The sequence below is a fragment of the Bacillus sp. SA1-12 genome (assembly GCF_000981385.1).
Taxonomy (GTDB): domain Bacteria; phylum Bacillota; class Bacilli; order Bacillales; family Bacillaceae; genus Metabacillus.
Genome location: NZ_LATZ01000012.1, coordinates 35,054 through 59,428, shown reverse-complemented (window position 1 = coordinate 59,428; position 24,375 = coordinate 35,054). Strand labels below are relative to the sequence as shown.

At 37.3% G+C, this 24,375-nt stretch carries 22 protein-coding genes, 1 pseudogene and 2 other annotated features; of the genes and pseudogenes, 1 reads left to right on the top strand and 22 read right to left on the bottom strand.

The annotated features are described in order from the left end of the window. Positions 1-7: 7 nt before the first annotated feature. The 19 genes and pseudogenes from WQ54_RS09995 to WQ54_RS09905 form a co-directional block, all read right to left on the bottom strand. Complete coding sequence (locus tag WQ54_RS09995) at positions 8-559, bottom strand: sporulation initiation phosphotransferase B (protein ID WP_046515787.1); 552 nt, start codon at positions 557-559, stop codon at positions 8-10. Between the two features lie 171 nt (positions 560-730). Further along, on the bottom strand, positions 731-1,021 hold the full coding sequence (rpmA, locus tag WQ54_RS09990) for a 50S ribosomal protein L27 (protein WP_046515783.1): 291 nt from the start codon (positions 1,019-1,021) through the stop codon (positions 731-733). Between the two features lie 16 nt (positions 1,022-1,037). Next, the gene (locus WQ54_RS09985) at positions 1,038-1,373 is read right to left on the bottom strand and encodes a ribosomal-processing cysteine protease Prp (protein WP_046515779.1); all 336 of its coding nucleotides are present in this window, start codon (positions 1,371-1,373) and stop codon (positions 1,038-1,040) included. Positions 1,374-1,385: 12 nt separating this feature from the next. After that, on the bottom strand, positions 1,386-1,694 hold the full coding sequence (rplU, locus tag WQ54_RS09980; RefSeq protein WP_046515776.1) for a 50S ribosomal protein L21: 309 nt from the start codon (positions 1,692-1,694) through the stop codon (positions 1,386-1,388). A 12-nt stretch (positions 1,695-1,706) separates the two neighbouring features. Further along, positions 1,707-1,785: a sequence feature (ribosomal protein L21 leader region), on the bottom strand. A gap of 62 nt (positions 1,786-1,847) precedes the next feature. Next, positions 1,848-3,305: an Rne/Rng family ribonuclease gene (locus tag WQ54_RS09975; RefSeq protein ID WP_046515773.1), complete on the bottom strand. Its 1,458-nt coding sequence runs from the start codon at positions 3,303-3,305 to the stop codon at positions 1,848-1,850. A 121-nt stretch (positions 3,306-3,426) separates the two neighbouring features. Then, the gene (locus WQ54_RS09970) at positions 3,427-4,293 is read right to left on the bottom strand and encodes a M50 family metallopeptidase (protein WP_046515767.1); all 867 of its coding nucleotides are present in this window, start codon (positions 4,291-4,293) and stop codon (positions 3,427-3,429) included. Continuing rightward, on the bottom strand, positions 4,286-5,068 hold the full coding sequence (locus WQ54_RS09965; RefSeq protein WP_046515763.1) for a M23 family metallopeptidase: 783 nt from the start codon (positions 5,066-5,068) through the stop codon (positions 4,286-4,288). The genes WQ54_RS09970 and WQ54_RS09965 overlap by 8 nt, the downstream gene beginning before the upstream one ends. A 400-nt stretch (positions 5,069-5,468) precedes the next feature. Continuing rightward, positions 5,469-6,272 carry a septum site-determining protein MinD gene (gene minD, locus WQ54_RS09960; RefSeq protein ID WP_046515760.1) on the bottom strand — a complete coding sequence of 268 codons (804 nt, stop codon included), beginning with the start codon at positions 6,270-6,272 and terminating at the stop codon, positions 5,469-5,471. A 2-nt stretch (positions 6,273-6,274) separates the two neighbouring features. Continuing rightward, a complete protein-coding gene (minC, locus tag WQ54_RS09955) occupies positions 6,275-6,958 on the bottom strand; it encodes a septum site-determining protein MinC (RefSeq protein ID WP_046515756.1) in 684 nt (227 codons plus the stop codon). A gap of 54 nt (positions 6,959-7,012) precedes the next feature. Next, on the bottom strand, positions 7,013-7,531 hold the full coding sequence (mreD, locus tag WQ54_RS09950; RefSeq protein ID WP_046515753.1) for a rod shape-determining protein MreD: 519 nt from the start codon (positions 7,529-7,531) through the stop codon (positions 7,013-7,015). Next, entirely contained in the window at positions 7,528-8,448 is a 921-nt protein-coding gene (gene mreC, locus WQ54_RS09945; RefSeq protein WP_046515749.1) for a rod shape-determining protein MreC, read from the bottom strand. Before mreC ends, mreD begins: the two co-directional genes overlap by 4 nt. 104 nt (positions 8,449-8,552) lie before the next feature. Then, on the bottom strand, positions 8,553-9,575 hold the full coding sequence (locus WQ54_RS09940) for a rod shape-determining protein (protein ID WP_046515747.1): 1,023 nt from the start codon (positions 9,573-9,575) through the stop codon (positions 8,553-8,555). A 230-nt stretch (positions 9,576-9,805) separates the two neighbouring features. After that, positions 9,806-10,494: pseudogene (gene radC / locus WQ54_RS09935) on the bottom strand (DNA repair protein RadC). A 133-nt stretch (positions 10,495-10,627) separates the two neighbouring features. After that, positions 10,628-11,197: a nucleoside triphosphate pyrophosphatase gene (locus WQ54_RS09930; RefSeq protein WP_046515745.1), complete on the bottom strand. Its 570-nt coding sequence runs from the start codon at positions 11,195-11,197 to the stop codon at positions 10,628-10,630. A 200-nt stretch (positions 11,198-11,397) separates the two neighbouring features. Beyond that, positions 11,398-12,450: an SPOR domain-containing protein gene (locus WQ54_RS09925; RefSeq protein WP_046515743.1), complete on the bottom strand. Its 1,053-nt coding sequence runs from the start codon at positions 12,448-12,450 to the stop codon at positions 11,398-11,400. 183 nt (positions 12,451-12,633) lie between these two features. Beyond that, the gene (locus WQ54_RS09920) at positions 12,634-13,407 is read right to left on the bottom strand and encodes an A24 family peptidase (RefSeq protein ID WP_046515741.1); all 774 of its coding nucleotides are present in this window, start codon (positions 13,405-13,407) and stop codon (positions 12,634-12,636) included. Between the two features lie 209 nt (positions 13,408-13,616). After that, positions 13,617-15,335 (bottom strand): sensor domain-containing diguanylate cyclase, encoded by a 1,719-nt coding sequence (locus WQ54_RS09915; protein WP_052737738.1) that lies wholly within the window; start codon positions 15,333-15,335, stop codon positions 13,617-13,619. Between the two features lie 68 nt (positions 15,336-15,403). Beyond that, positions 15,404-16,738, bottom strand: a complete 1,335-nt coding sequence (locus WQ54_RS09910; protein WP_046515739.1) for a folylpolyglutamate synthase/dihydrofolate synthase family protein — start codon at positions 16,736-16,738, stop codon at positions 15,404-15,406. Between the two features lie 75 nt (positions 16,739-16,813). Then, positions 16,814-19,462 (bottom strand): valine--tRNA ligase, encoded by a 2,649-nt coding sequence (locus tag WQ54_RS09905; RefSeq protein WP_046515738.1) that lies wholly within the window; start codon positions 19,460-19,462, stop codon positions 16,814-16,816. An 84-nt stretch (positions 19,463-19,546) separates the two neighbouring features. Then, positions 19,547-19,773, bottom strand: a binding site (T-box leader). A gap of 225 nt (positions 19,774-19,998) precedes the next feature. On the opposite strand from WQ54_RS09905, the gene WQ54_RS09900 reads away from it, so the two are divergent. After that, positions 19,999-20,190, top strand: a complete 192-nt coding sequence (locus WQ54_RS09900; RefSeq protein ID WP_046515736.1) for a hypothetical protein — start codon at positions 19,999-20,001, stop codon at positions 20,188-20,190. Positions 20,191-20,285: 95 nt separating this feature from the next. Here the strand turns inward: WQ54_RS09900 and ysxE are convergent, their stop codons facing one another. The 3 genes from ysxE to hemL all read right to left on the bottom strand — a co-directional run bounded on the left by ysxE (position 20,286) and on the right by hemL (position 24,369). Further along, entirely contained in the window at positions 20,286-21,314 is a 1,029-nt protein-coding gene (ysxE, locus tag WQ54_RS09895; RefSeq protein ID WP_084821941.1) for a spore coat protein YsxE, read from the bottom strand. A gap of 286 nt (positions 21,315-21,600) precedes the next feature. Further along, on the bottom strand, positions 21,601-22,761 hold the full coding sequence (gene spoVID, locus WQ54_RS09890) for a stage VI sporulation protein D (RefSeq protein WP_046515734.1): 1,161 nt from the start codon (positions 22,759-22,761) through the stop codon (positions 21,601-21,603). Between the two features lie 321 nt (positions 22,762-23,082). Beyond that, positions 23,083-24,369 carry a glutamate-1-semialdehyde 2,1-aminomutase gene (gene hemL / locus WQ54_RS09880; protein WP_046515728.1) on the bottom strand — a complete coding sequence of 429 codons (1,287 nt, stop codon included), beginning with the start codon at positions 24,367-24,369 and terminating at the stop codon, positions 23,083-23,085. Positions 24,370-24,375 lie beyond the last annotated feature (6 nt).

Below are 24,375 nucleotides of genomic sequence, written 5' to 3'. Positions count from 1 at the left end.
CTCCGTTCTAAATCCCAAATGAAATAACTGTAGTTAACTCATATGTATCAACGTGATATTCATTCACAACCAATTGTGAATGATCAATTGCTTTTAACCAATTTTCGATATGGTCTGTATCATTTATTATGCCATTAAAATCAAAAAAGAAACGAACTCCGGCTTCACTAGTATTCAAATCGATCGTAATGTTCACATGATTTTCACTGCATTTATCGACGATATTTTCTAGTATATCCAAAAAGCTCCGGCTCCATTTGGTTACCGCTTCATCAAATGGTTCCAAGGACCGTATGTCCCCTAAAATTTCATATTCAAGCAATAAATGATGATTACTCCAATTAAAAGTAAGGAGATAGCTTGCAAATTCGGGCATTTTCAAATTACAGAGCTTTGATTCTTGTTGTGATTCTATAATAACTTCTTCTATTATATCGTTGACGCGATCATATTTTTGTAGGGATAGATTACCTTTAATCAATTGTAGTTTATTCATCCAATCATGACGAGAATGACTTAAAAGATCAACAATGTTCCATTCGTTTAAATTATTTTTCATACTAATTTATTCTCCTAGATCTTATTAGAAAACTTGCATGTCTTGATTAGGCTGTACTATGAATTATAACAAACATTGATATGGAACATAAGGGAAATTGTAACATTAGTTTTTTATTACAATAAAAAAACCCTAACCCAATTTTTCAGGTTAGAGTTTTTATTTCTAAACTTATGCTTCTTGTGCTACTGGATATACGCTAACTTTTTTGCGATCGCGTCCGAAACGTTCGAATTTAACGACACCATCAACTTTTGCAAAAAGCGTATCATCGCCGCCGCGGCCAACATTTTCACCTGGGTAAATTTTTGTACCACGTTGACGGTAAAGAATTGAACCACCAGTTACGAATTGCCCATCAGCACGCTTTGCACCAAGACGTTTTGCGATAGAGTCACGACCGTTTTTAGTCGAACCTACCCCTTTCTTAGATGCGAAGAATTGAAGATCTAATCTTAACATGAAGTTCACCTCCTATTTAGTTGATATTCGATACAGAAATATATTGTCCATACTCTCTTTCAATCGTTTGAAGTGAGATCAGCATACCTTCCAACAAAAGTTGAACTTTATCACTAGTTGATTTGTCAAGATCAGCAGGTAATTTCACTTGCAAATATCCGCCATCCTCGCCTTGTTCAATTTGTGGTTCAATATTTGTTAATGACAGTACTGCATTTACAGCACCAAAGGTAACAGCTGAAGCCCCAGCGCAAACTAAATCTTTGCCATGCTCATCAAAGTCAGCATGTCCAGATAATATGAACGATGTGATAAGTCCCTCATTTGAACGATAAATTTTTGCATTTATCATGTTCAAACAGCCTTACGCGTTGATTTTTTCAATAACAACTTTTGTGTATGGCTGACGGTGACCTTGCTTTTTACGTTGATTTTTCTTAGCCTTATATTTGAAGACAGTGATTTTCTTTTGACGACCGTGTTTTTCAATTTTACCTGTAACAGTCGCTCCGTCAACAGTTGGGCTTCCAACTTTCACGTTGTCTCCACCTACGAATAAAACTTTGTCAAACGTAACAGTTTCACCTTGCTCAGTACCAAGCTTTTCAACATAGATTACTTGGCCTTCTTCAACTTTAAGTTGCTTTCCGCCAGTTTCAATAATTGCGTACATTCCTTGCACCTCCTATAAACTAAGACTCGCCAAAATCAGGTGAATGTCAAAAACATTGCTTATACCTTATTCTGAGCGGTTGTAGCACGGGTGCGCTACAAGTCATAACATTAAACATAATATCAAATACCTATGAAATATGCAACAATTATTTCAAGCTTTTAGCCTTTCTGTGATTGAGATCACACTGCCAATATGTTTTATTCGATAATTGGGTACAGGGCTTGATAAAGTTGAACAAATTATTTTAAAGTGTAACGCTTCCTCAAGCTGCCTTTTATGATTCTCGTTTTCACCTTGAAACAATTCGATTACATCGACTGTCGCTTCAACCCAAATGGCTTCATCGTCTATAAATTGATATTCCCACAGCTCTCGCTCAAGTTTATAGGCAACACTCTCAGCAGATGGGATTCGTCCTGTTCCATGACAAACTTTACATCGGGTTGTTAGACTTTCCTCAATTGATCCTCGTACTTTTTTTCTTGTTATTTGCATGATATTCAGTTCAGTAAAGCCGATTATTTTGTGTTGAACACGATCCCGCCCCATCTCGCGAGTGACCGTATTGACAATTAATTCTTGGTCTTCTTTAAATCTCATATCGATGAAATCGATTAAGATAATTCCGCTAAGATTTCGCAATCTTATTTGTTTGGCAATTTCAATTGCAGCTGCTTGATTTGTTTTAATAACCGTGTCCCGCATGGAAGACTTCCCAGAGAATTTCCCTGTATTTACATCAATAATTGTCATTGCCTCCGTTTGTTCGATCACGATAAATGCACCGTTATTTAGCCAAACTGTTTGTTTTAAGAGTTTGTCAATCTCTTGTTCAATCTTATTTGTTGAGAATATTCCTTCTTTCCGATCATGGTACGTAACAGTGACATTTGGATATTGCTTTTTTAAAAGGTGCACAGTCTCTATATGATCACATATAATCATGTCTTCTGGATGAAGGGATAATTCATTTACTAAACGCTCCACAAAGCTTCTTGTCTTAAATACACATTTAGGTGCTTTTACATTTTCCCAAGGCAAAGAAGTGAACTTCTCCTTGAGTTTCAGATATTCTTCCATAAGTCTTTCCTTGGTTTTATGAAAACTCGCTGTACGAAAAAGAAGCCCCTCTTTTTCCTCTCGGAGCTCATCAGCGATTTTTAATAATCTGTTTCTTTCTGCCTCATCTTTAAGTTTTTTTGAAACAGCAAGATAATCACCAAAAGGCATGTATACTAAAAACGTTCCGCCAAATTCAAGATTTGTTGTTAATTTCGGGCCTTTTTGATCTGTACCTTCTTTAACAACCTGTACGAGCAGCTGTTCACCCTCTCTTACATAATGGGAGATTGATGTTTTTGAGCCATGGTTACCATTATGCTGAAACGAGATCAAATCGTTCCGATGTAAATATCCGTTTTGTTTTAAGCCGATATCAACAAAAGCAGCTTGCATTCCTGGAAGGACCTTTGTCACTCTTCCAACATATATATTCCCTACCACTTCATCATGAATAGAATTCGTTTGATGAATTTCTGTTAATTGATTATTTTCAACTACAGCACAACGAATTTCGTTTGTTTTTTCGTTAATCAACACTTTCCGCACTGCTTATACCCTCTTTCTTTTAAGAAAGGGACAAAAGCTTTTGCTAAGCTTTTACTTCCCAGATAGATGCCTCTACTACTATATCATAGAAACTGTTTAAGAATGAAGGTACACGCTGTAATCAATATGCGTAGACTAAATCTCCTACCTTTGAATCGGTAAGCTTATTTGCGAAATAGGCATGAAGCAATTCATTTTCATCCATTTCCGAAACCTTTGAACCATCTCGTTCAACAATGATTAAGTGCTTGCATCCTCGTTGAAATTGAAGCAACACATGAAAAATTAACTCTGACTCATCTACGACAAGCGGTTTTAATCGGTAAATCGTATCTTGTTTGCCATAATATCGCTCCATTAAAAAGCGTAAACAGCCATACATTCGATTCTTATATTCTTGGTATAAACTGTAAATGAGAAAGGATGTAATAATCCACGCATTTAAATGATGAGGTGAATATATTAAAACAACTGCTAGGTAATTTAACAAGAAGAAGACCGACACGACAATCATATACAAATGCGCTCTTTTATATGGCCAATAATTTGAGAAAAGAATAAATAATAGCTTGCCGCCATCTAATGGCCATACAGGCAGCAAATTAAAGAATAATATCGATAGATTATAAAACGTAAATAATTGATAATCCCCTGCGCTAACTATATTCGTTGTCATAAGCAAAAAGGCTGCCCCTTGAAGCCAAATATGCTGAATTGGTCCTGATAATACGACAATTAACTCTTGTTTCAGCGAACGGTTTCCATGCTCATCAACCACAGCAACTCCTCCGAAGGGGAGAAGCATGATTGATTTAATTCTCCAAGAAAAAAAATGAGCACTAACTGCATGGCCCATTTCATGTACAAACACAATCAGCATTAGAATTAATACCGTTTTAAAGTTTGCTGTAATGACACTTATTCCAATCATTACCCATAACAATGGATGAATATGGATTTTTAGTAAGAGAGTTAAATAGTTATTCAAATTGGATCACCTTGTTCGGGTCAATAAATTCATCACCCTTTTTTATAGCAAAATAAAAGGTGCCTTTTTGATTTTCATTTAGTTTTGTTTTTCCTAGCTCTTTTCCTTTTTCGACAAAATCATAAAGAGCTACATCAATTTTTTCTAAATTTCCATACCATGATTCTGTACCATCAGCATGCTGGATGACGATTGTCAGACCATTATCCGATTTTTCGCCTGCTTCAACAATAATACCTTCATTAATTGCTTCTACAGAGGGACGATTTGTCTCTACCATAATCCCTTGTCCGTTATCTTCAAAGGTTTCTAGCACTTTCCCAGTTGCTGGTACAGATAACCCAGCGGTCTCAGTTTGATTTTCCTTTTCATTGTCACCTGATGTTGGATTAAAAAGGGCTAATGGTTCTCCAAATTGTTCCCTATACCATGAGGAAACAGCAGCAAATTGAAACTCTTCTTCAAGTGAGTAATTGATCGCAGATTGTGCTTTTTGGAAGATAGGTGCTCCATTTTTAAAAGCGATTGCAGCAACTAATACGATGACAGCTGAAAATAATAATTTAAATATGAATACTTCTGCACGGAAAAGCGGGTGACCGCCATTCCCATTGCCCGGACCACCTTCATATGTTGGCGGCGTATATACGCCATATCTCTCCTCATCACTTAAAAACAAGGAAGTTCGCTTTGACGTATCTTGTTCATTAACTAAACCTCTTTCACGCTTTCTTTTCGCAATTCTTTTTCTCACTTCATCCGCTCGATGACTCATCCCCATCAATCCTTTTAGTCAGTTTGTACAAGTTTATGCCTTGTCCTGAAAGGATATGATTAAAATTTATGTCCTAACCACTATCTATATTAGGCTGATTAGTCCCATGTTTATGTAAGCCATAAAAAGTAATAGATACTTTCAAAATTGCCCAGTTGATTGCAGCAGAAGGTGTTTGCTATGTACTGGCTAGCTGTACGCTCATGAACATGACTCGACTGTACGGTCTCTCTATAACACGATTCTTCGCTAGAGTCTCACATATCCGTACTAATCAACATAGTTCCAAAACCATAAGCTTTAACATTATAAAAATAAAAAAACTAGTGTTTAAACTCAATTTACGTAAAATTGAGTTCAAACACTAGTCATTATGTATAGTAATCATGTACTTCTATTATTAAACTCGTACACCAAAGAATTTTTTCAATCTGGTTAGTACGCCTTTATGTTGCTCCTCTAATGATTGTAAAGGAACCGATTCACCAAGAATTCTCCTTGCTATATTTCGATAGGCAATTGCTGCACGGTTATTCGGATCCATTGCAATCGGCTCACCATTATTGGATGCCTTAATAACATTATCATCATCGGCAACTATTCCAATCAGATCAATGGAAAGATGTGTCACAATCTCATCTACGTCCAGCATGTCCCCGTTTTTAACAAGGTGATTACGAATACGGTTAATGATTAATTTCGGTGGTTCAATATCTTCCTTTTCAAGAAGGCCGATAATTCGGTCTGCATCACGAACAGCAGATATTTCAGGTGTTGTGACAACAATCGCTTTGTCCGCACCAGCAACTGCATTTTTGTATCCTTGTTCAATACCAGCCGGGCAATCAATGACGATATAATCATAATCTTGTTTTAATTCATCTATTAGCTTTTTCATTTGCTCTGGTTTTACGGCTGTTTTATCACTCGTTTGCGCAGCCGGCAATAAATATAGTAGATCTTCAAACCGTTTATCTTTAACAAGTGCCTGATGCATTTTACAGCGACCTTCAACAACGTCCACTAGATCATAAATAATTCGATTTTCTAATCCCATTACAACATCCAGGTTTCGAAGACCGATGTCTGTATCTACTAGACAAACACGTTTGCCTAATATAGCTAAAGCTGTCCCTAAATTTGCTGATGTTGTTGTTTTACCAACACCACCTTTACCTGAGGTAATGACAATTGCTTCACCCATTGTTAGATTCCCCCTTCAAACCTTGTCAAATTAGGTCGTAAATGAGTAAGTAGCTGCAGTCGCTCTATAATCATTTCGTTATCTTCATTTATATAAGCACATTCCATTTCATTTCCATCATTCGGTATATGATCTGGTGCACGATTAATGATGTCACTAATTCGAAGCTGAGCTGGTTTCATTAATGAGGCAGCAATTACAGCCTGTCCGTTCCCCTCCGCTCCTGCATGTGCAATTCCTCTTAAAGCTCCGAGTACAAAGATATTTCCTGCAGCAATCACTGTTCCGCCTGGATTGACATCACCTATTAACAGCAGATCGCCTTTAACCTTTAAAATCTGACCAGACCGAACAATTTTAGCAACAGAGACAACTTCGGTTTCTCTCTTAATCCTAAGCGCCTCATCCTTTGTCATAACATTGCTTTCAATTGCTTCGACCTTTAAATTGCGTTTTTGCTGAATCATTGATTCAAGCTTTTCACGTTGCTGCTTATTAACGAATCGATTACCAACCTTGACATTTACACCAATAACTGGACCAGACCCGTGAATATATTGTTTTAAAGATAGCATTTCCTCGAGTTCATGGAGCAATTGGTCAAAAGAACATGAATCATCGAGATGTAACGTTAAGCCATCTTTTGTGCCTTTAATGGTAACATATTGTTGTTTTTGGACCTTCATCACGTTCACCTCAACGATTTATCTATTCGACAGAAATGCCTAAAATCCTTTTTTCTAATCATCCGATTCTTCTAATTTTATTTTAGTCAGGAATTTTTTCATAGGGTAGATTAAAAGAATGGCAACAATAGAGTTTAATGCAAGAGTAGGCAATAATCTTAATGTTGTAAAATTGTACAAGGTCATTTTTGTTGAGCCAATTAAATAATTAATTCCATATACATAAAATTCAAGTATAGCGATGGATAAAATCGTCAAAAACAATACAATTAAAGCATTTCCATGTAAAATCTTCATCGCTTTAGAAACCAGATAAGCTAAAATGGCATATGCAAATAAATAAATTCCTATAATTTCTATATAGACAATGTCATACAATAAGCCGAATACTAATCCAAAAATCATTCCATGTGTTCTATTTAAGTATACGGTGAGAAATAGACATGTAATTAACACAAATCTAGGAATGTAAACCTGATCCTCCAGTGCAAATGGTATATGGATAAGATGGGAGAAGATACTCTCGCTTATAAAAATAAACAGGACCAGAAAAGGAAGGATGAAACGCCTCAAGATTCCTCCTCCTCCTCATTTACCGCTTCAACAGGATCCTCTGATTGTGCAACACGCTCTGCTACCCATACCCGGTCAATATCGTAGAAGTTTGCTGACGGTTTTACATAGGCCATTTGTTCTAATCCATACGTATCCGGTTCAACTCCAATTATTTCTCCAATTAGGATACCTTCTGGGAAAACTTCACCTTTTCCTGAGGTAATTACTTTTTGTCCCTCTACAAGCTTGACATCTGATTCAATCCGTTTAAGTAAAAGCGCACCTTTTTCCTCGTCATATCCTTCTATTAACCCCATAACTTTTTGGGTATTGTTTGGATTGTTTTTGTCATCTTCGTTTTCCGGTAATGCTTGAACTTCAGCTGAAATTTTGTTTTTAAGATCTGTTGCACTTAATAACTGGACAGTTGATGTAAATTGTGAAATTGTTTTCACTTTTCCAACCAAACCTTCAGCAGTTACAACAGCCATATCAGGCTGAATTCCATCTTGTGCGCCTTTATCAATTGAAACATAGTCATACCATCTGTCAGGATTTCGCCCAATAACAGTGGAAAAAATCGGATTATACTTTCTTAAGTTAGCAACTTTGCCTAACTCAGCTAACAATCTTTCATTTTCCTCTTTATACTCTTGAAGATCTGCCTCAAGCTGCATATATTCATCCAATCTGCTCTTTAACAGTTCATTTTCTTCATAGGTATTTTTTAAATCCGTCACGTTTTCAAAGAAATCAGAAACATATATTGCAGGTTTGTGAAATATAGACTGAAAAACACCTACTGTATCCTGTAAAAATTGCTCCGGCCAACTTAACTTTCGATCTTCCTTTAAGGAAAAACCAATCAATGCCACTAAAACAATAATACTAACTAGTAACAAGATAAGGCGTTTATTCAGGAAAAACTGTGGCATGATGAACACCCTCTTAACTCGAATTTCCGTTTCAAAACATAGCCTCTGCTTATATGTGACGAAAAGAGTGATGTCAATAAGCAAAGGCTTTTCAATTATTTGTATTATCTGCTGTCTCTAGCTTTATTTTTAAATAAATGAATATGCTCTAAAGCTTTACCTGTTCCAATCGCAACACAATCTAACGGATCTTCTGCGATTAACACCGGCATATTTGTTTCTTCACCAATGACTTTATCTAAATTCCGCAGCAATGCACCGCCGCCTGTTAAAACGATTCCGCGATCCATAATATCCGCAGCAAGCTCTGGCGGAGTTTTTTCCAATGTGTTTTTTACCGTATCAACAATAGTATAAACAGTATCTTTAAGAGCATCGGCAATTTCTGCTGCCGTAATTTCAATTGTTTTTGGCAAACCGGTTAAAAGGTCTCTTCCTCTGATATCCATATTCTCAACACCGTCAGGAGAGCCAGCTGATCCAATCTCCATTTTAATCGCTTCAGCTGTACGGTCACCAATCATTAAATTATACGTTTTACGTATATATGTAATAATAGCCTCATCCATTTCGTCTCCAGCAACACGAATTGATTGGCTTGTCACAATACCTCCCAGAGAGATAATCGCAACCTCCGTTGTCCCGCCGCCAATATCTACTACCATGCTTCCTGTCGGTTCCCAAACTGGTAAATTCGCTCCAATTGCTGCAGCAAACGGCTCCTCTATGGTATAAGCATCTCTTGCTCCTGCCTGTCTGGTTGCATCAATAACTGCCCGTTCTTCTACAGCCGTTATACCTGATGGAACACAAACCATTACATAAGGCTTTCTTGCAAAGACACCTTTCGTCTTTGTTGCTTGCTTAATATAGTATTTCATCATAGTAGCTGTTGTTTCATAATCAGCTATAACTCCATCTTTCATCGGGCGCAATGCTACAACATTTCCTGGTGTACGACCAATCATATTTTTAGCATCATTACCCACTGCAACAATTTGCTTTGTATCGGTTTGTAAGGCAACAACAGAAGGTTCTCTTACTACAACCCCTTTTCCTTTCACAAATACAAGTGTGTTTGCTGTCCCTAAATCTATACCAAGGTCTCTTGTACCGATTCCAAACATAGGGTGTATCTTCCTTTCTGAAACGAAATATTTACTTTTTTTATTAGGAAATTTGACTAAAACAACTTTCTTCATTTTGAGGCTGACTGCCTTCTGGCATGTTTTACATCAAATGAGGTTTTATATTCCGAAACTGCTTCTTCATCTTTCCTGCATCGAAATGAGTTTTTTCCTAAATAGAAAAAAACCCATAAACCTTATTATATCGTAATTACGCAAAAAAAAAAGTATTACACATAGCCTTTTTCTTTTAAACTGACATATTTTTGTTCACCTATAATAAGATGGTCCAAAAGTTCTATTCCTAATACCTTCCCACATTCTGTGAGACGCTTTGTCACTTCAATGTCTTCTTTGCTCGGAGAAGGGTCGCCTGAAGGATGATTATGGATACAGATGATTGATGAGCAGAACGTTTGAATGCTTCTTTGTAAACCTCACGGGGGTGGACAATAGACGCATTCAGGCTGCCGATAAATACTGTTTGTTTATGCAATACCTGATTTTTTGTGTTTAAATAGAGGCAGACAAAATGTTCCTGACTTAAGAAACGCATTTCTTCCATTACATAATTAGCACCATCTTGTGGTGAGCGAATAACATAACGTTCATCATACGTAAGACGGTTGATTCTTCTTCCAAGTTCCAGAGCAGCTAGTATTTGAACTGCCTTTGCCTTTCCTATGCCGGATATTGTTGTGATTTCTTCCACTGTTGCATACTTTAACATTCTCAGTCCTTCAAAATGCTTAAGCAGCTTTTGCGACAATTCAAGGACAGATTCCTTTTTTGTTCCGGTACGAAGCAAGATTGCAAATAATTCTTAATTTGACAGCTTATCAGGACCTTCATTTAACAAGCGTTCTCTAGGCCTTTCATCTTCAGGGAAATCACGGATTTTGAATGTTGAACGTTCCATATTGCCTCCTTCGTTCCCTTTCTGCTCATAAAAAAATCTCTCTACATATCATGGTCCTCAGTTGCAGTTTTATTCGGTGAATACATCCTGTTTCATAAAGAATGGCTGCTCTCTAGGCAGGGGCCATTTTCGTTTAGCGCTTAAACCCCATATTTAACAACTCTCGGTTTGTGCGAGCTATTGGCAAACCGACAACGGCATAATAATCTCCATGAATTTTTTCCACTAGCAAGGCACCAAAGCCTTGAATCCCATAGGCTCCAGCTTTGTCCATCGGCTCACCTGTTGAAACATATTCCTCAATTTCTTTTTGAGAAAGCTGGAAAAAGGTTACACTCGTTTTTTCATAGAAAGATTGAATATGTTCTCCGTAAATAATAGCTACTCCTGTATAAACCTCATGTGTTTTTCCTGAAAGTAATTGAAGCAATTCAATTGCTTCGTTTTTACTTGATGGCTTTCCCAGCATCCGTTCTCCATAAACGACAAGCGTATCAGATCCGATAACAAAAGCATGCTGATTATTTTTAGCAACACTCGCTGCCTTTTGCATGGCTAATGACTGGACCATATCAGCCGGGTGAAGACTTTCGTCTAACACTTCCTCCACTTCGCTTACGATTATCTCAAATGGAATTTGGAGAAGTTCAAGAAGCTCTTTTCTTCGGGGAGATGCTGATGCTAATATAAGATTTGACGCCATGTCATACATCCTTTCTACGTTTCAGATTAGAAGATACACGACTATCGTACCAAAAAGAGGAAAAAACGACAATTTTTGAAAATCTGATTTTATTAAAGTCAAGATGTACAACCATTGCGTTGAAACTGGACGTTTATCTTTGCTCATACAAAAAAATGGCAATAGGCTTACTCCTTCTCAATGTAAGCCTATTGCCACTCTTAATTTGCCGTTATTTTACTAGTCACGTCTAATACAGACTGCTGCGCTTCCCAGCCATTATTATTTTTTATGCTCTCTCCTGCTTTTTTCAGATTTTCGATTAATGACTTTTCTTCCTCACCATTTGCTTTGATGCCATTTATGGACGTTTCAATTTTAGTGACAGCTTCTTGGCCAGGTGTGTTTCCGATTGCTGCAGCAGCAGCTAATGAAGATAATTCCTGAATTACACTGGCCCATTGCTCAGCTGAATTGCCAGTTGAAATAGTAAGCGATAACTCTTTTCCACCCCAAAATTCAATATCAGCCCAGTTTTGTTTTTGATAGGTCTCACTAAGTGAACCAGTTTCAGTTCTCTCTTTTCCAAAGCCTGCAAATACTGTATAGGAACCATTTGTTTCGATAACAGTTGCAGCAAATCCCTTCTCCTTAATCTGTGAGGCAACCGTTTCTGCTCCCGCTTTTGCAGAAAAAATACCACCTTGAACAGCATATAAATTTAAGGTAGCTGTCGAAGCTGCCGCTTCATTTCCAGCTGTATCTTTATCATCACTATTTTCCTGATTTGACGGTTCCCCGGCAGTTGAGCCTCCTTCAGTTGTTACATCATCAGAAGATCCCATTGTTGGCATGTCTTCATTGGATAGAAAATTTAGACCGATTAAACCAAACATGAATCCTAAACCAATTGCTAACAAAATAATTGTCACTATTTTTTTAAATGGAAAGGTCCCATTGATTCTATTGCGATTTTTTTTATTGGCATATTGATAAGGTGTGATCGTTTGGTTTGAAAATGGTATCTTTTTCTTTGAAGGTGTAACAACTTTTGGATCGTCCATAAATACTGAGTCATCCTCTTCAGGTAGAAGCCAAGGAAAGTCGTCTTCCTTTTCTATTGGCTGTTTCGCTGTAGCAACCTCATTTTCTGCCTTCAGCTTTTCATCCCAACTCGAAACCGCAAGATCTCCGGCTGTTTTTTCTTCTTGTGAGAGCTGGCGTTCCTTGCCATTAATTTTTATCTTGATCGTGTCTGATGTATGCTTGTCCATATGCCTACCACCCTTCTTTACAAAACACGTGCGGTCATTTTGCTTATCATGCTATCAGAAAGCATAAAAAAAAGAACAAGACATTTGTCGTCTTATCCTTTAAAGTTTTCGTCAAATTTTTCATATGACATGTGAATAAGCTTTTCATCCTACACTAAAAAACAGAGTAAAGACCTATGGATTTTAATTAAAAGCAGTATGAAGAAAATGAATATATAAATCAATTAATTCTTTTCCGAAAAAATAGGCAATTAATGCACCTATACCTATAAAAGGACCAAACGGAAATGGACGGTTTTTCTTTATATGACCAGTAGACATCCCTATTAAGCCTGCAACTGTCCCAACTAGAGTTGCAAGAAAAAAACAGAGTAAGACAAGCTTCCACCCTAAGATTAACCCTAATACCGCAAGCAGTTTCATATCACCTCCGCCAAGACCTCCCTTACTTATTAATATGATCATAAGAGGCAAAAGACCTCCTGCTACTAAGCCTGCAATAGGATCCCACCATGGATTAAGGGGGATCAATATCCTTTCTATCGCAAAAAGCAGCAGAAAAAATAGATTAACAGCATCAGGTATTATCATATACTTTATGTCTGCAATAACAACAATCATAATAAATGAAATAAGCGACAACGAGATAATCAATTCATTTGACCACCCCACAAGCAAAGGAGAAATCATAAAGAGAAACGCCGTAGAAAATTCAATGAAAGGGTACAATGGAGAGATAGCGGTTCTGCATGATTTACATTTCCCTTTTTGCACAATATATGATAGAAGCGGGATCATCTCAATTGCTTTCAGCTTTTTATGACAAACAGGACACACAGACCTTGAAAACACAATCGATTGATTTTTTGGAATACGTATACCAACTACATTGTAGAACGAACCAAGTATAGCTCCCAATACAAATAAATAAACGAAAAAAATGGTGCTAACGATCATAGAGAGGCTCCTTTTTCATAATGTAATCGTTCCTGAGAGAGAATTTGCATTTTCCTATGAATTCGAGGATAAATGATTGGGGTTTTTACAATGCAAACGAGGAATCTAGTGAAATATCAGGACTAATCCATGCCCTGATACTTCATAGACTGGTTACTTTTTATTGCATGGGAAATAATATCTATTCCCCTCAAGTTACTTTCAGAATATTAACTAACATAAACTGCCACCTTATTCCTCCCAGCCTTTTTCGCTCCAATATACATGGCACGATCAGCATGCCTGATGAGAGAGAAAGTATCCTCTGCATCAATTGGTGCTGTGGCTATGCCAATACTTGCTGTTAAAAAGACAGCAATCGATCTGCTTATATTATTCTGTAATGAGTAATCAATTTCGAAAGGATGATCTGCTATTAATTGACGAATTTCTTCAGCATACGCAACACTGCTTTGTTTATCCATATTCGGTAAGAGGATGACAAACTCCTCACCACCAAATCTAGCAACAGTACCAATTCCTCTTTTTCTAACAAAATTTAGCAGACGGTGTGATAGTTGAATAAGCACTTCATTACCAGAGTAATGTCCATATGTATCATTTACGTTTTTAAAATGATCAATATCTAATAGGATTAAAGATAAAGCTGTTAGTTCATTTTGGTGCAGCCTTTTGAAATCACGCTCTAACTTTTGCTCTAAATAACGATAATTATATAAGCCGGTCAATGAACAATGTTCACTTTGTCTTCTTGTTTCTTCATAGTTTTTAGCATTTTCTACGGCTACTCCTAAATAGACAGACAATAAATCGATAATCATAAGCTGTGCCCGATCAAAGGCGTGTTTTTTATTTGAAGCAAGAATAACGATCCCAACTAATGCTTGGTTTCTCATAACCGGCACAGCAATAATGCTTTCCATTGTTTCAGGTAATTGAGATTGCTGAATATGCTTCCACTGCTTTCTTTTATGGAAAATAAAACTCTCCCTCATAATATATACATGACCAGATATTCCACGGTCAGGAAACTTTGCTTCTTCACTACCAGTATGCATGATCCCATTTTCATATTTTCTTACAATTTTAAGCTTGTCCTTTTCAATGACATCAATTAAATAAGCCGCTTCTACAGGAATCATATTCACAACTTTCTCCATGAAAATATCCATGACCTCTTTTTTATATAATTTCTCAGTTAACTGATGCCCAATTTCACTTACTTGCTGTAAATAACGATTGATTCTTTGACTTCTATAATATAGTGAGAGAAAAATAGATAAACATAGAAAAGGTGTTCCAACAAAAAATATGGCTTTCATACCTACCTGAAGATATAGAAAGTAAAGGCCTATCCCCATCGGAAAAACTAGTAATGAAGTAAAGCATTCCCAAAGAAAGCTTCTTGTAAAAAAAGCAAACCTCATTTTAAAAATAACAACCTGGATGATACTTAATAAGAGTTGATTAATAATAAAAATGGAGAGTCCATACAAAAAAATAGCCAAAAGATGATCTTCATTAACCGTTAAACGGCCATGTGTACCTCCTGCTTCATAATAAATTGCAGCACTTCCTATCGAGATAAAGTAAAACAACAGCGCATTCAACGGATATCTGTAAAGGTCTTTTGAACCTACACGAACTTTTAATAAGAGAACAATAACAGCAATTTGAGTTAAAAGAAGTTCTATAAATAAACCAAATAATAAAAAGACAACAAGTGAAACACCCTGTACATAAAAAATAGGTGTTTCATTTATGATGATCGGCCATACAGAAACAAGACACATTAATAAAAGAAAAGCAATTATATCCCACTGAAACCCTTGATAAATTGGCGGTGAAATATGATAGGCAATCATTAAAAATAAGGGTGTTGAAACAATCCAACAGATCCATAATGCAGCTTGCATCTTCCTGCCCAAAGCAGAGCCCCCTCACCATATAGTGGTTGATAGGACTTATTTTAGCAAATATTCAAATTTTTGTCATTTTAATCTCTTACTTTTTCCTCATTCTCCTTGTTTCTTTTTCGACAATATTCACGTATGTGTGAAATAAAATATAATGACCCTGTAACAACGACTAAATCTTCTTTTTGGTTGATGTATTCATCAAGGAGATGATCCATTATTTTTTCCCAGGATTCAGAATAGGTTTTTTCTTTAAGCTGACAAGCTGAATAAAGCTCAAATGCAGTTGCTGCCCTCGGAAAATCAAAGGTGGTAAAATGCATGGAAGCAGCAATGCTTGATAGCCGCGCAATCATTTGTGAATAATCCTTATCCTTTAATGCACTAAACAAAATGTGGATGTTCTTATCAGGATAATGCCGTGTTAACGTGTCAAGCAAACTATCAATTCCCTCTTTATTGTGGGCCCCATCGATAATGACTTCTGGATTGTTATTTACAAGCTCAAATCTGCCTTTCCAATAGGCTCCTTTAAGACCTTTACGGAGTTGGTCATCACTTAATTTCACCTTATCCATTTTAATCAGATAATCAATAGCTGAAACAGCTAATGCTGCATTTTTTATTTGATGCTCTCCCTTCATTGAAATAACGAGATCTTTATAAGTTGAATAAGATGTTTGAAGCGTAAACCTTTCTCCTTGCTGATGAAGCTGTTTTTGTAAAATGTTGAGATCTGTCCCTAAAGAATACATTTCTGACAGCATACTATTTGCGACTTCGCTAATAACTTTTTTAGCCTCCAGGTTCTCGACAGCCGTCATAATCGGAACACGATGCTTAATAATCCCTGCCTTCTCTGCAGCAATTTCAGCAATCGTTTCGCCTAATATATTCATATGATCATATCCAATGGTTGTAATAATGGATAAAATCGGCTCCGCAATATTTGTAGAATCAAGTCGTCCGCCAAGACCTGTTTCCAATAATAAAAAGTCCGGCTTATTGTATTTTCCAAAGTAAAGAAACATCATCGTGGTAATGATTTCAAATTCAGTTGGTCCACCCAACTCTGTTTTCTCAATTTTTTCTACATAAGGCTTTACTTCATTAGCGATCTCAAGCATTTCTTGATCAGATATCGGCTGGCCATTTACGCTAATCCTCTCATTAAATGTCTCTATGTATGGGGATGTAAAGCTTCCTACCCTATACCCGCCTTCTATAAGCATGTGAAGCATATATGAAATGGTCGATCCCTTGCCGTTAGTACCTGCTACATGAATGATCGGAATATTCTTCTCTGGATGCCCTAATTCCGTTAAAAGCCATTCCATTCTTTTTAAGCCCGGCTTTATCCCAAATTTTAAGCGCCCATGAATCCAGTTAAGGGCTTCGGTATAATGTTTAAACATAAATATACCTCCTTTTAGAAAAATGATCTGAAAAACTCGGGTGAGCTGACTGCACCACCCGAGTTTCTTTCCTGCTTATCCTTTTAATTCATTGATTCTTGCTAACACAATTTCCCGTTTTTCAAGATAATCTTTTTCCTTAGCTTTCTCTTCCTCAATGACTTTTTCCGGAGCTTTCTTTAAAAAGCCTTCATTTCCTAATTTTTTCTGAACGCGTTCTACTTCTTTATCAAGCTTTTCACGTTCTTTTTCTAACCTTTTAATCTCCTCTTCAATATTGATTAATCCTTCAAGCGGTAAAATAATTTCTGCACCAGTAACTACGGAAGTCATCGATTTTTCTTCAGTAGTTACATCTGTCGCAATTGTTAAGGAGCTTGTGTTACAGAAGCGCTCAATGTATGCCCGATTGTTTTCAAGCTGAGCCATAACTTCTTCATCTTTTGCTTTAATTTGCATCTGAATTTGCTTACTCATTGGTGTGTTCACTTCAGCGCGAATATTTCGGACTGCTCGAATCACTTCCACTAAAAGCTTCATTTCATTCGACGCTTGTGTATCAGTCAGCTCGCTGTTTACGGTCGGCCAAGATGCTACAGTTATAGATTCGCCTTCATGTGGGAGTGATTGCCAAATTTCTTCTGTAATAAATGGCATAAATGGATGTAACAATCTCATTGTATGATCAAGGACATAGCCAAGAATGGAGCGAGTTGTCTTTTTCGTCGCTTCGTCTTCTCCGTATAATGGGAGCTTCGCCATTTCAATATACCAATCACAGAAATCATCCCAAATAAAGTTATAAAGCAATCTTCCAACCTCTCCGAACTCATACTTATCGGCAAGTTTTGTAACATTTTCAATGGTTTCGTTTAATCTGGTTAAAATCCATTTATCTGCTACAGATTTTTCTCCTGTTAGATCTATTTCCTCGTATGTTAAACCATCCATATTCATTAAAGCAAAACGAGAAGCATTCCAGATCTTATTTGCAAAGTTCCAAGTGGATTCGACTTTTTCATAGCTGAAACGTAAATCCTGTCCTGGCGAGCTTCCTGTTGATAGGAAGAATCGCAGTGAATCAGCACCATATTGATCAATAACTTCCATTGGATCGACACCATTGCCTAGCGATTTACTCATTTTGCGCCCTTGCTCATCACGTACAAGTCCATGGATTAATACATCTTTAAATGGACGCTTACCAGTGAATTCCAATCCTTGGAAAATCATTCTCGATACCCAGAAGAAAATAATATCATACCCTGTAACAAGAGCATCTGTAGGATAGTATCGCTTAAAATCAGCTGAATCCGTATCAGGCCATCCCATTGTTGAAAACGGCCAAAGGGCTGAACTGAACCAAGTATCTAGAACATCCTTATCCTGCTCCCAATTTTCACTATCGGCCGGTGGTTCATGATTTACATACACTTCTCCAGTTTCTTTATGATACCAAGCTGGGATACGATGTCCCCACCAAAGCTGCCTTGAAATACACCAATCACGGATATTTTCCATCCAACGTAAGTACGTCTTTTCAAAACGATCTGGAACAAAATTTACTTTTTCTTCTTTTTCTTGAAGCTTAATGGCTTCATCTGCTAAAGGCTGCATTTTAACAAACCATTGTGTTGATAAATAAGGTTCAACAACTGCACCGCTTCTTTCACTGTGTCCAACAGAATGCAAATGTTCTTCAATTTTAAACAGAACACCTTGCTCTTGCAGATCTTTTACGATTTGCTTTCTGCACTCAAATCGATCTAGTCCATTGTAGCTTCCAGCATTTTTATTCATTGTCCCGTCTTCATTCATAACAAGAATACGTTCCAAGTTATGACGATTACCAAGTTCAAAGTCATTAGGATCGTGTGCGGGTGTAATCTTCACTGCTCCAGAACCAAATTCCATATCCACATAATCATCACCGACAATTGGAATTTCTCGGCCAACAATTGGCAAGACAACTTTTTTACCAATTAAATGCTTATAGCGCTCATCTTCAGGATGTACAGCTACAGCAGTATCTCCCAGCATGGTTTCAGGACGGGTAGTAGCCACTTCAATTGATCCGCTGCCATCTGCTAATGGATATCGCATATGATAGAAAGCACCTTGAACATCCTTATAAATAACCTCAATATCAGATAAAGCTGTTTTTGTTTGCGGGTCCCAGTTAATAATATATTCTCCGCGGTAAATCAGTCCTTTGTTATAAAGCGTAACAAAAACCTCTCTAACCGCTTTTGATAGCCCTTTATCAAGTGTAAACCGTTCACGAGTATAATCTAAGCCTAAGCCAATCTTAGCCCATTGTTCACGAATATGCCCTGCATACTCTTCTTTCCATTTCCATGTTTCTTCAACAAATTTTTCACGACCTAAATCATAACGGGATTTGCCATCTTCCTTGAGCTTTGCTTCAACCTTTGCCTGGGTTGCAATTCCTGCATGATCCATTCCAGGTAGCCACAGCACATCATAGCCCTGCATTCTTTTCATTCGTGTAAGAATATCTTGCAGCGTTGTATCCCACGCATGGCCTAAATGCAGTTTTCCTGTAACGTTTGGCGGCGGGATAACAATCGTATAAGGCTGCTTTGTTTCATCACCTGTCGCTTCGAAATATTTTCCTTCTAACCAAAAGGAATAACGGTTTTTTTCTATTGTATTTGGATCATACTTAGTTGGTAATTCACGTTGTTGTTCAATCTTTTCCATATAAATAGTTTCCTCCTTTATCTACCTGCGAATTTCATAAGCCATGTAAAACTTATGTACAAAATAAAAACTCCTTTCATCCAATAAAAGGACGAAAGGAGAATAATTTCGCGGTACCACCTTTTTTCACAAACTATAGAAATAGTCTATGCACTTAAAATGATAACGGTTTGCACCGGCTTCTCCTACTGTATTCAAAGAAGCAACTCCTGGGCGACCTTCCAATGCATCAACATAAGAAATCTTTCAGCATATGATTTCTCTCTCTGTAAGGAGATGGCAATTGTACTCTTCCCATTCAACGTTTAAACTGTTATGAAATTGATCTATTCTATATTACTAAAAAATTCTTTTTTCCGTCAATATCTTCGCCAATTTTCCGTATTTATATACGGGCACCTATCACGGGTGACGTGCATAAGATGATAGTACGTCAAATATCCTGCAAGCAAAAGCTTGATTTTTACTCATTTTAAATGTTAGACATGAATGAGGCTTAAAATTACATTTAAAGCAGATAAAGGAGGAGTTGTGATATGAAGCGGCGGTATAACCCTTACACACTTCCGCCTTGGGTAAGACAAATAAGAGATGTCGGCATCCAAATTATTATTCCATTAACGATTTTTCAAGGTATTCGAACAGTATTCTTTCCAACATCCTTTGATGTATTATTACTAGCCCTTTTAATTTTTTTAGCTATTGCTTTTCGTTATGATTGGATATAATGGCATTCTTGTATAAACACAATATGCAATAAGCTCCTACTTTTCCACAAATAAAATAAAAAAATGAGGCTGACATTTTGTCGCCTCATTTATTTTTACTCAGCTGACTCTGCTTGCATTTTCTTCTTCTCTTCCATTTCAGATATGTTCATGACGATGTATTCTATATTTTTAAAATGCCAGTATGCATTTACCAATTGTTGATTCCTTGCCAGCTCAGATTCGATTTCGTCATTATTGACATAACTTTGAATGATTCGGCATATCCGATCCGGAAAGGCAAGATAACTTAAAAATAACAGCATTTCCTCTTCTTTATACGGGTAGATTTTTTGATACGTATAAAACCAGTTTACACAATCATTACATTGAGTCGGATACGAGGATGCCGTTCGGTTCAAGAATATAAGGAAGTCATCTATTGGTGCAGCATATTTAGCCCTTTCAAAGTTTGTAAGATAGCCGGTTCCTTGATCATCATATAAAAAATGATGAGAAGATATTTTTCCATGAATTAATACAATTCTCCCTTTTTCTTTCCCCTCCATCACTTCAGACCATTCTTTCAGCTTCTTTTTTGAGAAATCGATCGCACGGCTTACCTCAATAAAATAAGTGACAGCTTGTAATTCAAAAGGGGATAGATATAATCTTCGCTCACATTGGTCAACAAATTTTTCATATGCAAGTTTTGACTTTTCCCAGCTTTTCAATAATGCTTCATAATGTTTAGCTGCTTCTTGACCATTTAATTTTACTTCCCTTTCCGTACGACTGTGCATCTTAGCGAGTTCCTTAAATAAGTATTGATGCCGTGCATCTAGTTCATCCTCTGATTCATTTGCCAGCCAAGGCATCAAATAATAATATTCCTTGTTCTTTTGGGTAATGTACTGCAGTTGCTGATTCTTCACTATAGGAACATAGCCTTTATAACCTTGTTGACTTAGAATACGAAATGAATCGACAAAGGCAGGGTTGAATTGTTTTGGGAGCTTCTTTAGTACATACGTTCCAGAGTCTGTATAAACCTTGACGGCTTTATTGCTTATATCTTCTATATATTCAGCACGAATATCATAATCCATTAATAGGGGCCTTAGTTCGTGAACTTGTATAGCCAATGTTTGACACCTCAAATCCTCTAATGAGAAATTGAAAAAAACAGCTGAGGTAAACCCTGCCTCATGCTGTTTCTTCAAGTATTTAACATGATCCCTTGAATGTATAATTGGCACAATCTGCTAAGAATTAACGGGGCCAACTGCCTTCGGAGTAATAAGGGATCAAAAAATAACCTTACGAGACTTATCAGATCTTTACAGGCAGTTACCCCCTATATATCTTGAATGTTGAAGGAAGGGATTTACTGCCCGTTAAAACTGAAATGATAAATTTATATACTTATGTTTATTTACTTGTTGAATAGGCAGGAATGTATAGAATTTGTCCCTCATAAACATCTTGATCAGCATGGAAATCATTAACCCTCATAAGCTGTTGGACTGTAATATCATACCTTTCACAGATCAGCTCTATTGTATCTCCTTGCTGAACTATACACATTTTAACCCGTGAAAAATCCTCTTCATCGTCGCGGGCAAAAAGACTTGTTAGATAATGTGCATCCTTCGGATTACTTTCTTCTTCTCTTTCTTCTTCAACATCCTCTTCAATCTCGCTGTTTTCTAAAGTTTCTGCTTTAGAGAACAAGGAATATTGAACTTCAGGCGGCCCATCTGTATCTTCTTCTATTTCTTCCTGTTTCCTTACCTCAACAACGAATGGATCATAAAGGTCTTCCTCGTGAATCTCTTCTTCTTTGTTGCTTTCAACATACAATTCTTCGTTCTGTTCTTGTCTTGGTATTGAAGCAACGATACTTACTTCTTCTGTCACTGTCTCTTTTTCTGATTGACTTACCGGCTCAAAATGATTCAATGACAATTTGTCCACGTCTTCCTCAGCAGTTTCAGGTTCCTGATATAATGATGAGAAAGGATTAGATGGTCTTTGCTCAAATGACGGCGGTGAAGGTTGGCTGTCATATTCAAAAGTTTCTTCCTGTTGTTCCCCTCTAAAAAGCGGTTCTAATGCCTCTTCTTCTTCGCTTTCCACTTCGTCGGCAACCTGTTGTTGAGGCTGCTCGTTTGTTATACCACCAATTGATAAGTCAGCCACTAATCTTAGACATTTTAACTCTGGAAGCTCATAATCAAATGATTCAATGGCTACATATACATCATTTAAATCTTCAATTCTATTGCTTGGAATCGTGATATCCACCGGAAAACGGTGATTTAATATGCTTATACCATCTTCACGAGTAGATACTTCATTTACATACCGTACATTTGCATATTCAAATTGGTCTTGCACCTTTGCTTCGTTATCTATTTTGTATTCACCCGTAAGTTGAAGTGCACCTCTAATGGAAATGTACTGATCATGCTCATGGATTGTAATATCAGGTTCTAATGAAATAGTTAATAGTTCGGATACTTCCTGTCCTTTTTGAAACCAGACTGATTCTTCTACAGAAAAGCGTAATTGTTCTTTATCCTGTGGCAAAGATATTTCCTCCTTTCAAATAGCCTAACAAATTACTATGACATTACAGATGTATGTGGAAAGGGAGAAAAATATGATAAGTTTCTTTGCGGTCTTATCCAAAGATCAAGCATACGCGTTCTATTTCTTTACATTGGACAAATTTGCAAGCGCCTTGGTCAGCCCAGGGCAAATAAGGTCTCAGGAATTGAAGGTGTCCTTTACCTACAAGAAGGACCATGGCAAGGTGGATGTCGAAGTGCCTATCCCTTATAACAAAAATATTTTTGTTTCCAGAATATTAAAAAAGGCCTAACACAATGTGTTAGACCCTCTTTCATATTATTTCAGTGCAGCAAATGCTTTCTTTGCTGCTTCGATTGTATAATCAATATCCTCATCACTATGTGCAGTTGATAAGAATAAGCCTTCAAATTGGGAAGGCGGGAGGAATACTCCCTCATTTGCCATGCTTCGATAATACTTGGCAAAATACTCAAGATTAGACGTTTTTGCTTTTTCATAGTTAATAACAGGCTCGTTCGTAAAGAAGAAACCAATCATTGATCCGGCGCGATTGATCGTATGAGGAATTTCATATTCCTTGGCAGCCTCGGATAATCCAGTTTCAAGTCGATCTGCTTTTCGTTTAAATTCTTTATACGAATCTCTTGTTAACAGCTTTAAGGTTTCGTACCCTGCCGTCATGGCCAATGGATTTCCTGACAATGTGCCTGCTTGGTAAATAGGACCGCTCGGTGCGATTTGCTGCATGATTTCCGCCTTACCGCCATATGCTCCTACTGGAAGGCCACCGCCTATTACTTTTCCTAAGCATGTTAAATCAGGTGTAACACCAAAATAGTCCTGAGCACAGCCGTAATCAACACGGAATCCAGTCATGACTTCATCAAAAATGAGCAAAGCACCCGCTTTTTCTGTCACTTCTCGAAGACCTTCTAAAAATCCTGGCTGAGGCGGAACAACCCCCATGTTTCCGGCAACAGGCTCAACGATCACACCAGCAATATCTTCTCCAAATTGTTCGAATGCATAACGGACGCTGTCAAGGTCATTATAAGGAACAGTAATCGTGTTTTTGGCAACACCTTCAGGAACCCCAGGGCTGTCCGGTAATCCTAATGTTGCCACACCTGATCCAGCTTTAATTAATAATGAATCTCCATGGCCGTGGTAACATCCCTCAAATTTAAGAATTTTATTACGGCCCGTATACCCGCGGGCTAAGCGTAAAGCACTCATTGTTGCTTCTGTACCGGAGCTCACCATTCGCACGATTTCTATTGAAGGGACTCGTTCAATGACAAGTTTGGCTAATTCATTTTCAATTAAAGTTGGCGCCCCAAAGCTTGTCCCAGATTCAACGACCTTTTTAATAGCTTCAACCACGGTGTCATGTGAATGACCATGAATAAGAGGGCCCCATGATAATACATAATCAATATATTCATTTCCATCGATATCGAAAATTTTCGAGCCTTTCCCATGTTCCATGAAAATTGGGTTCATCCCCACAGATTTAAATGCACGAACAGGGCTGTTAACTCCTCCAGGCATTAACGTTAATGCCTCTTGGAATGCCTTTTCACTCTTTGCATAGCTTTTCATTTGTAT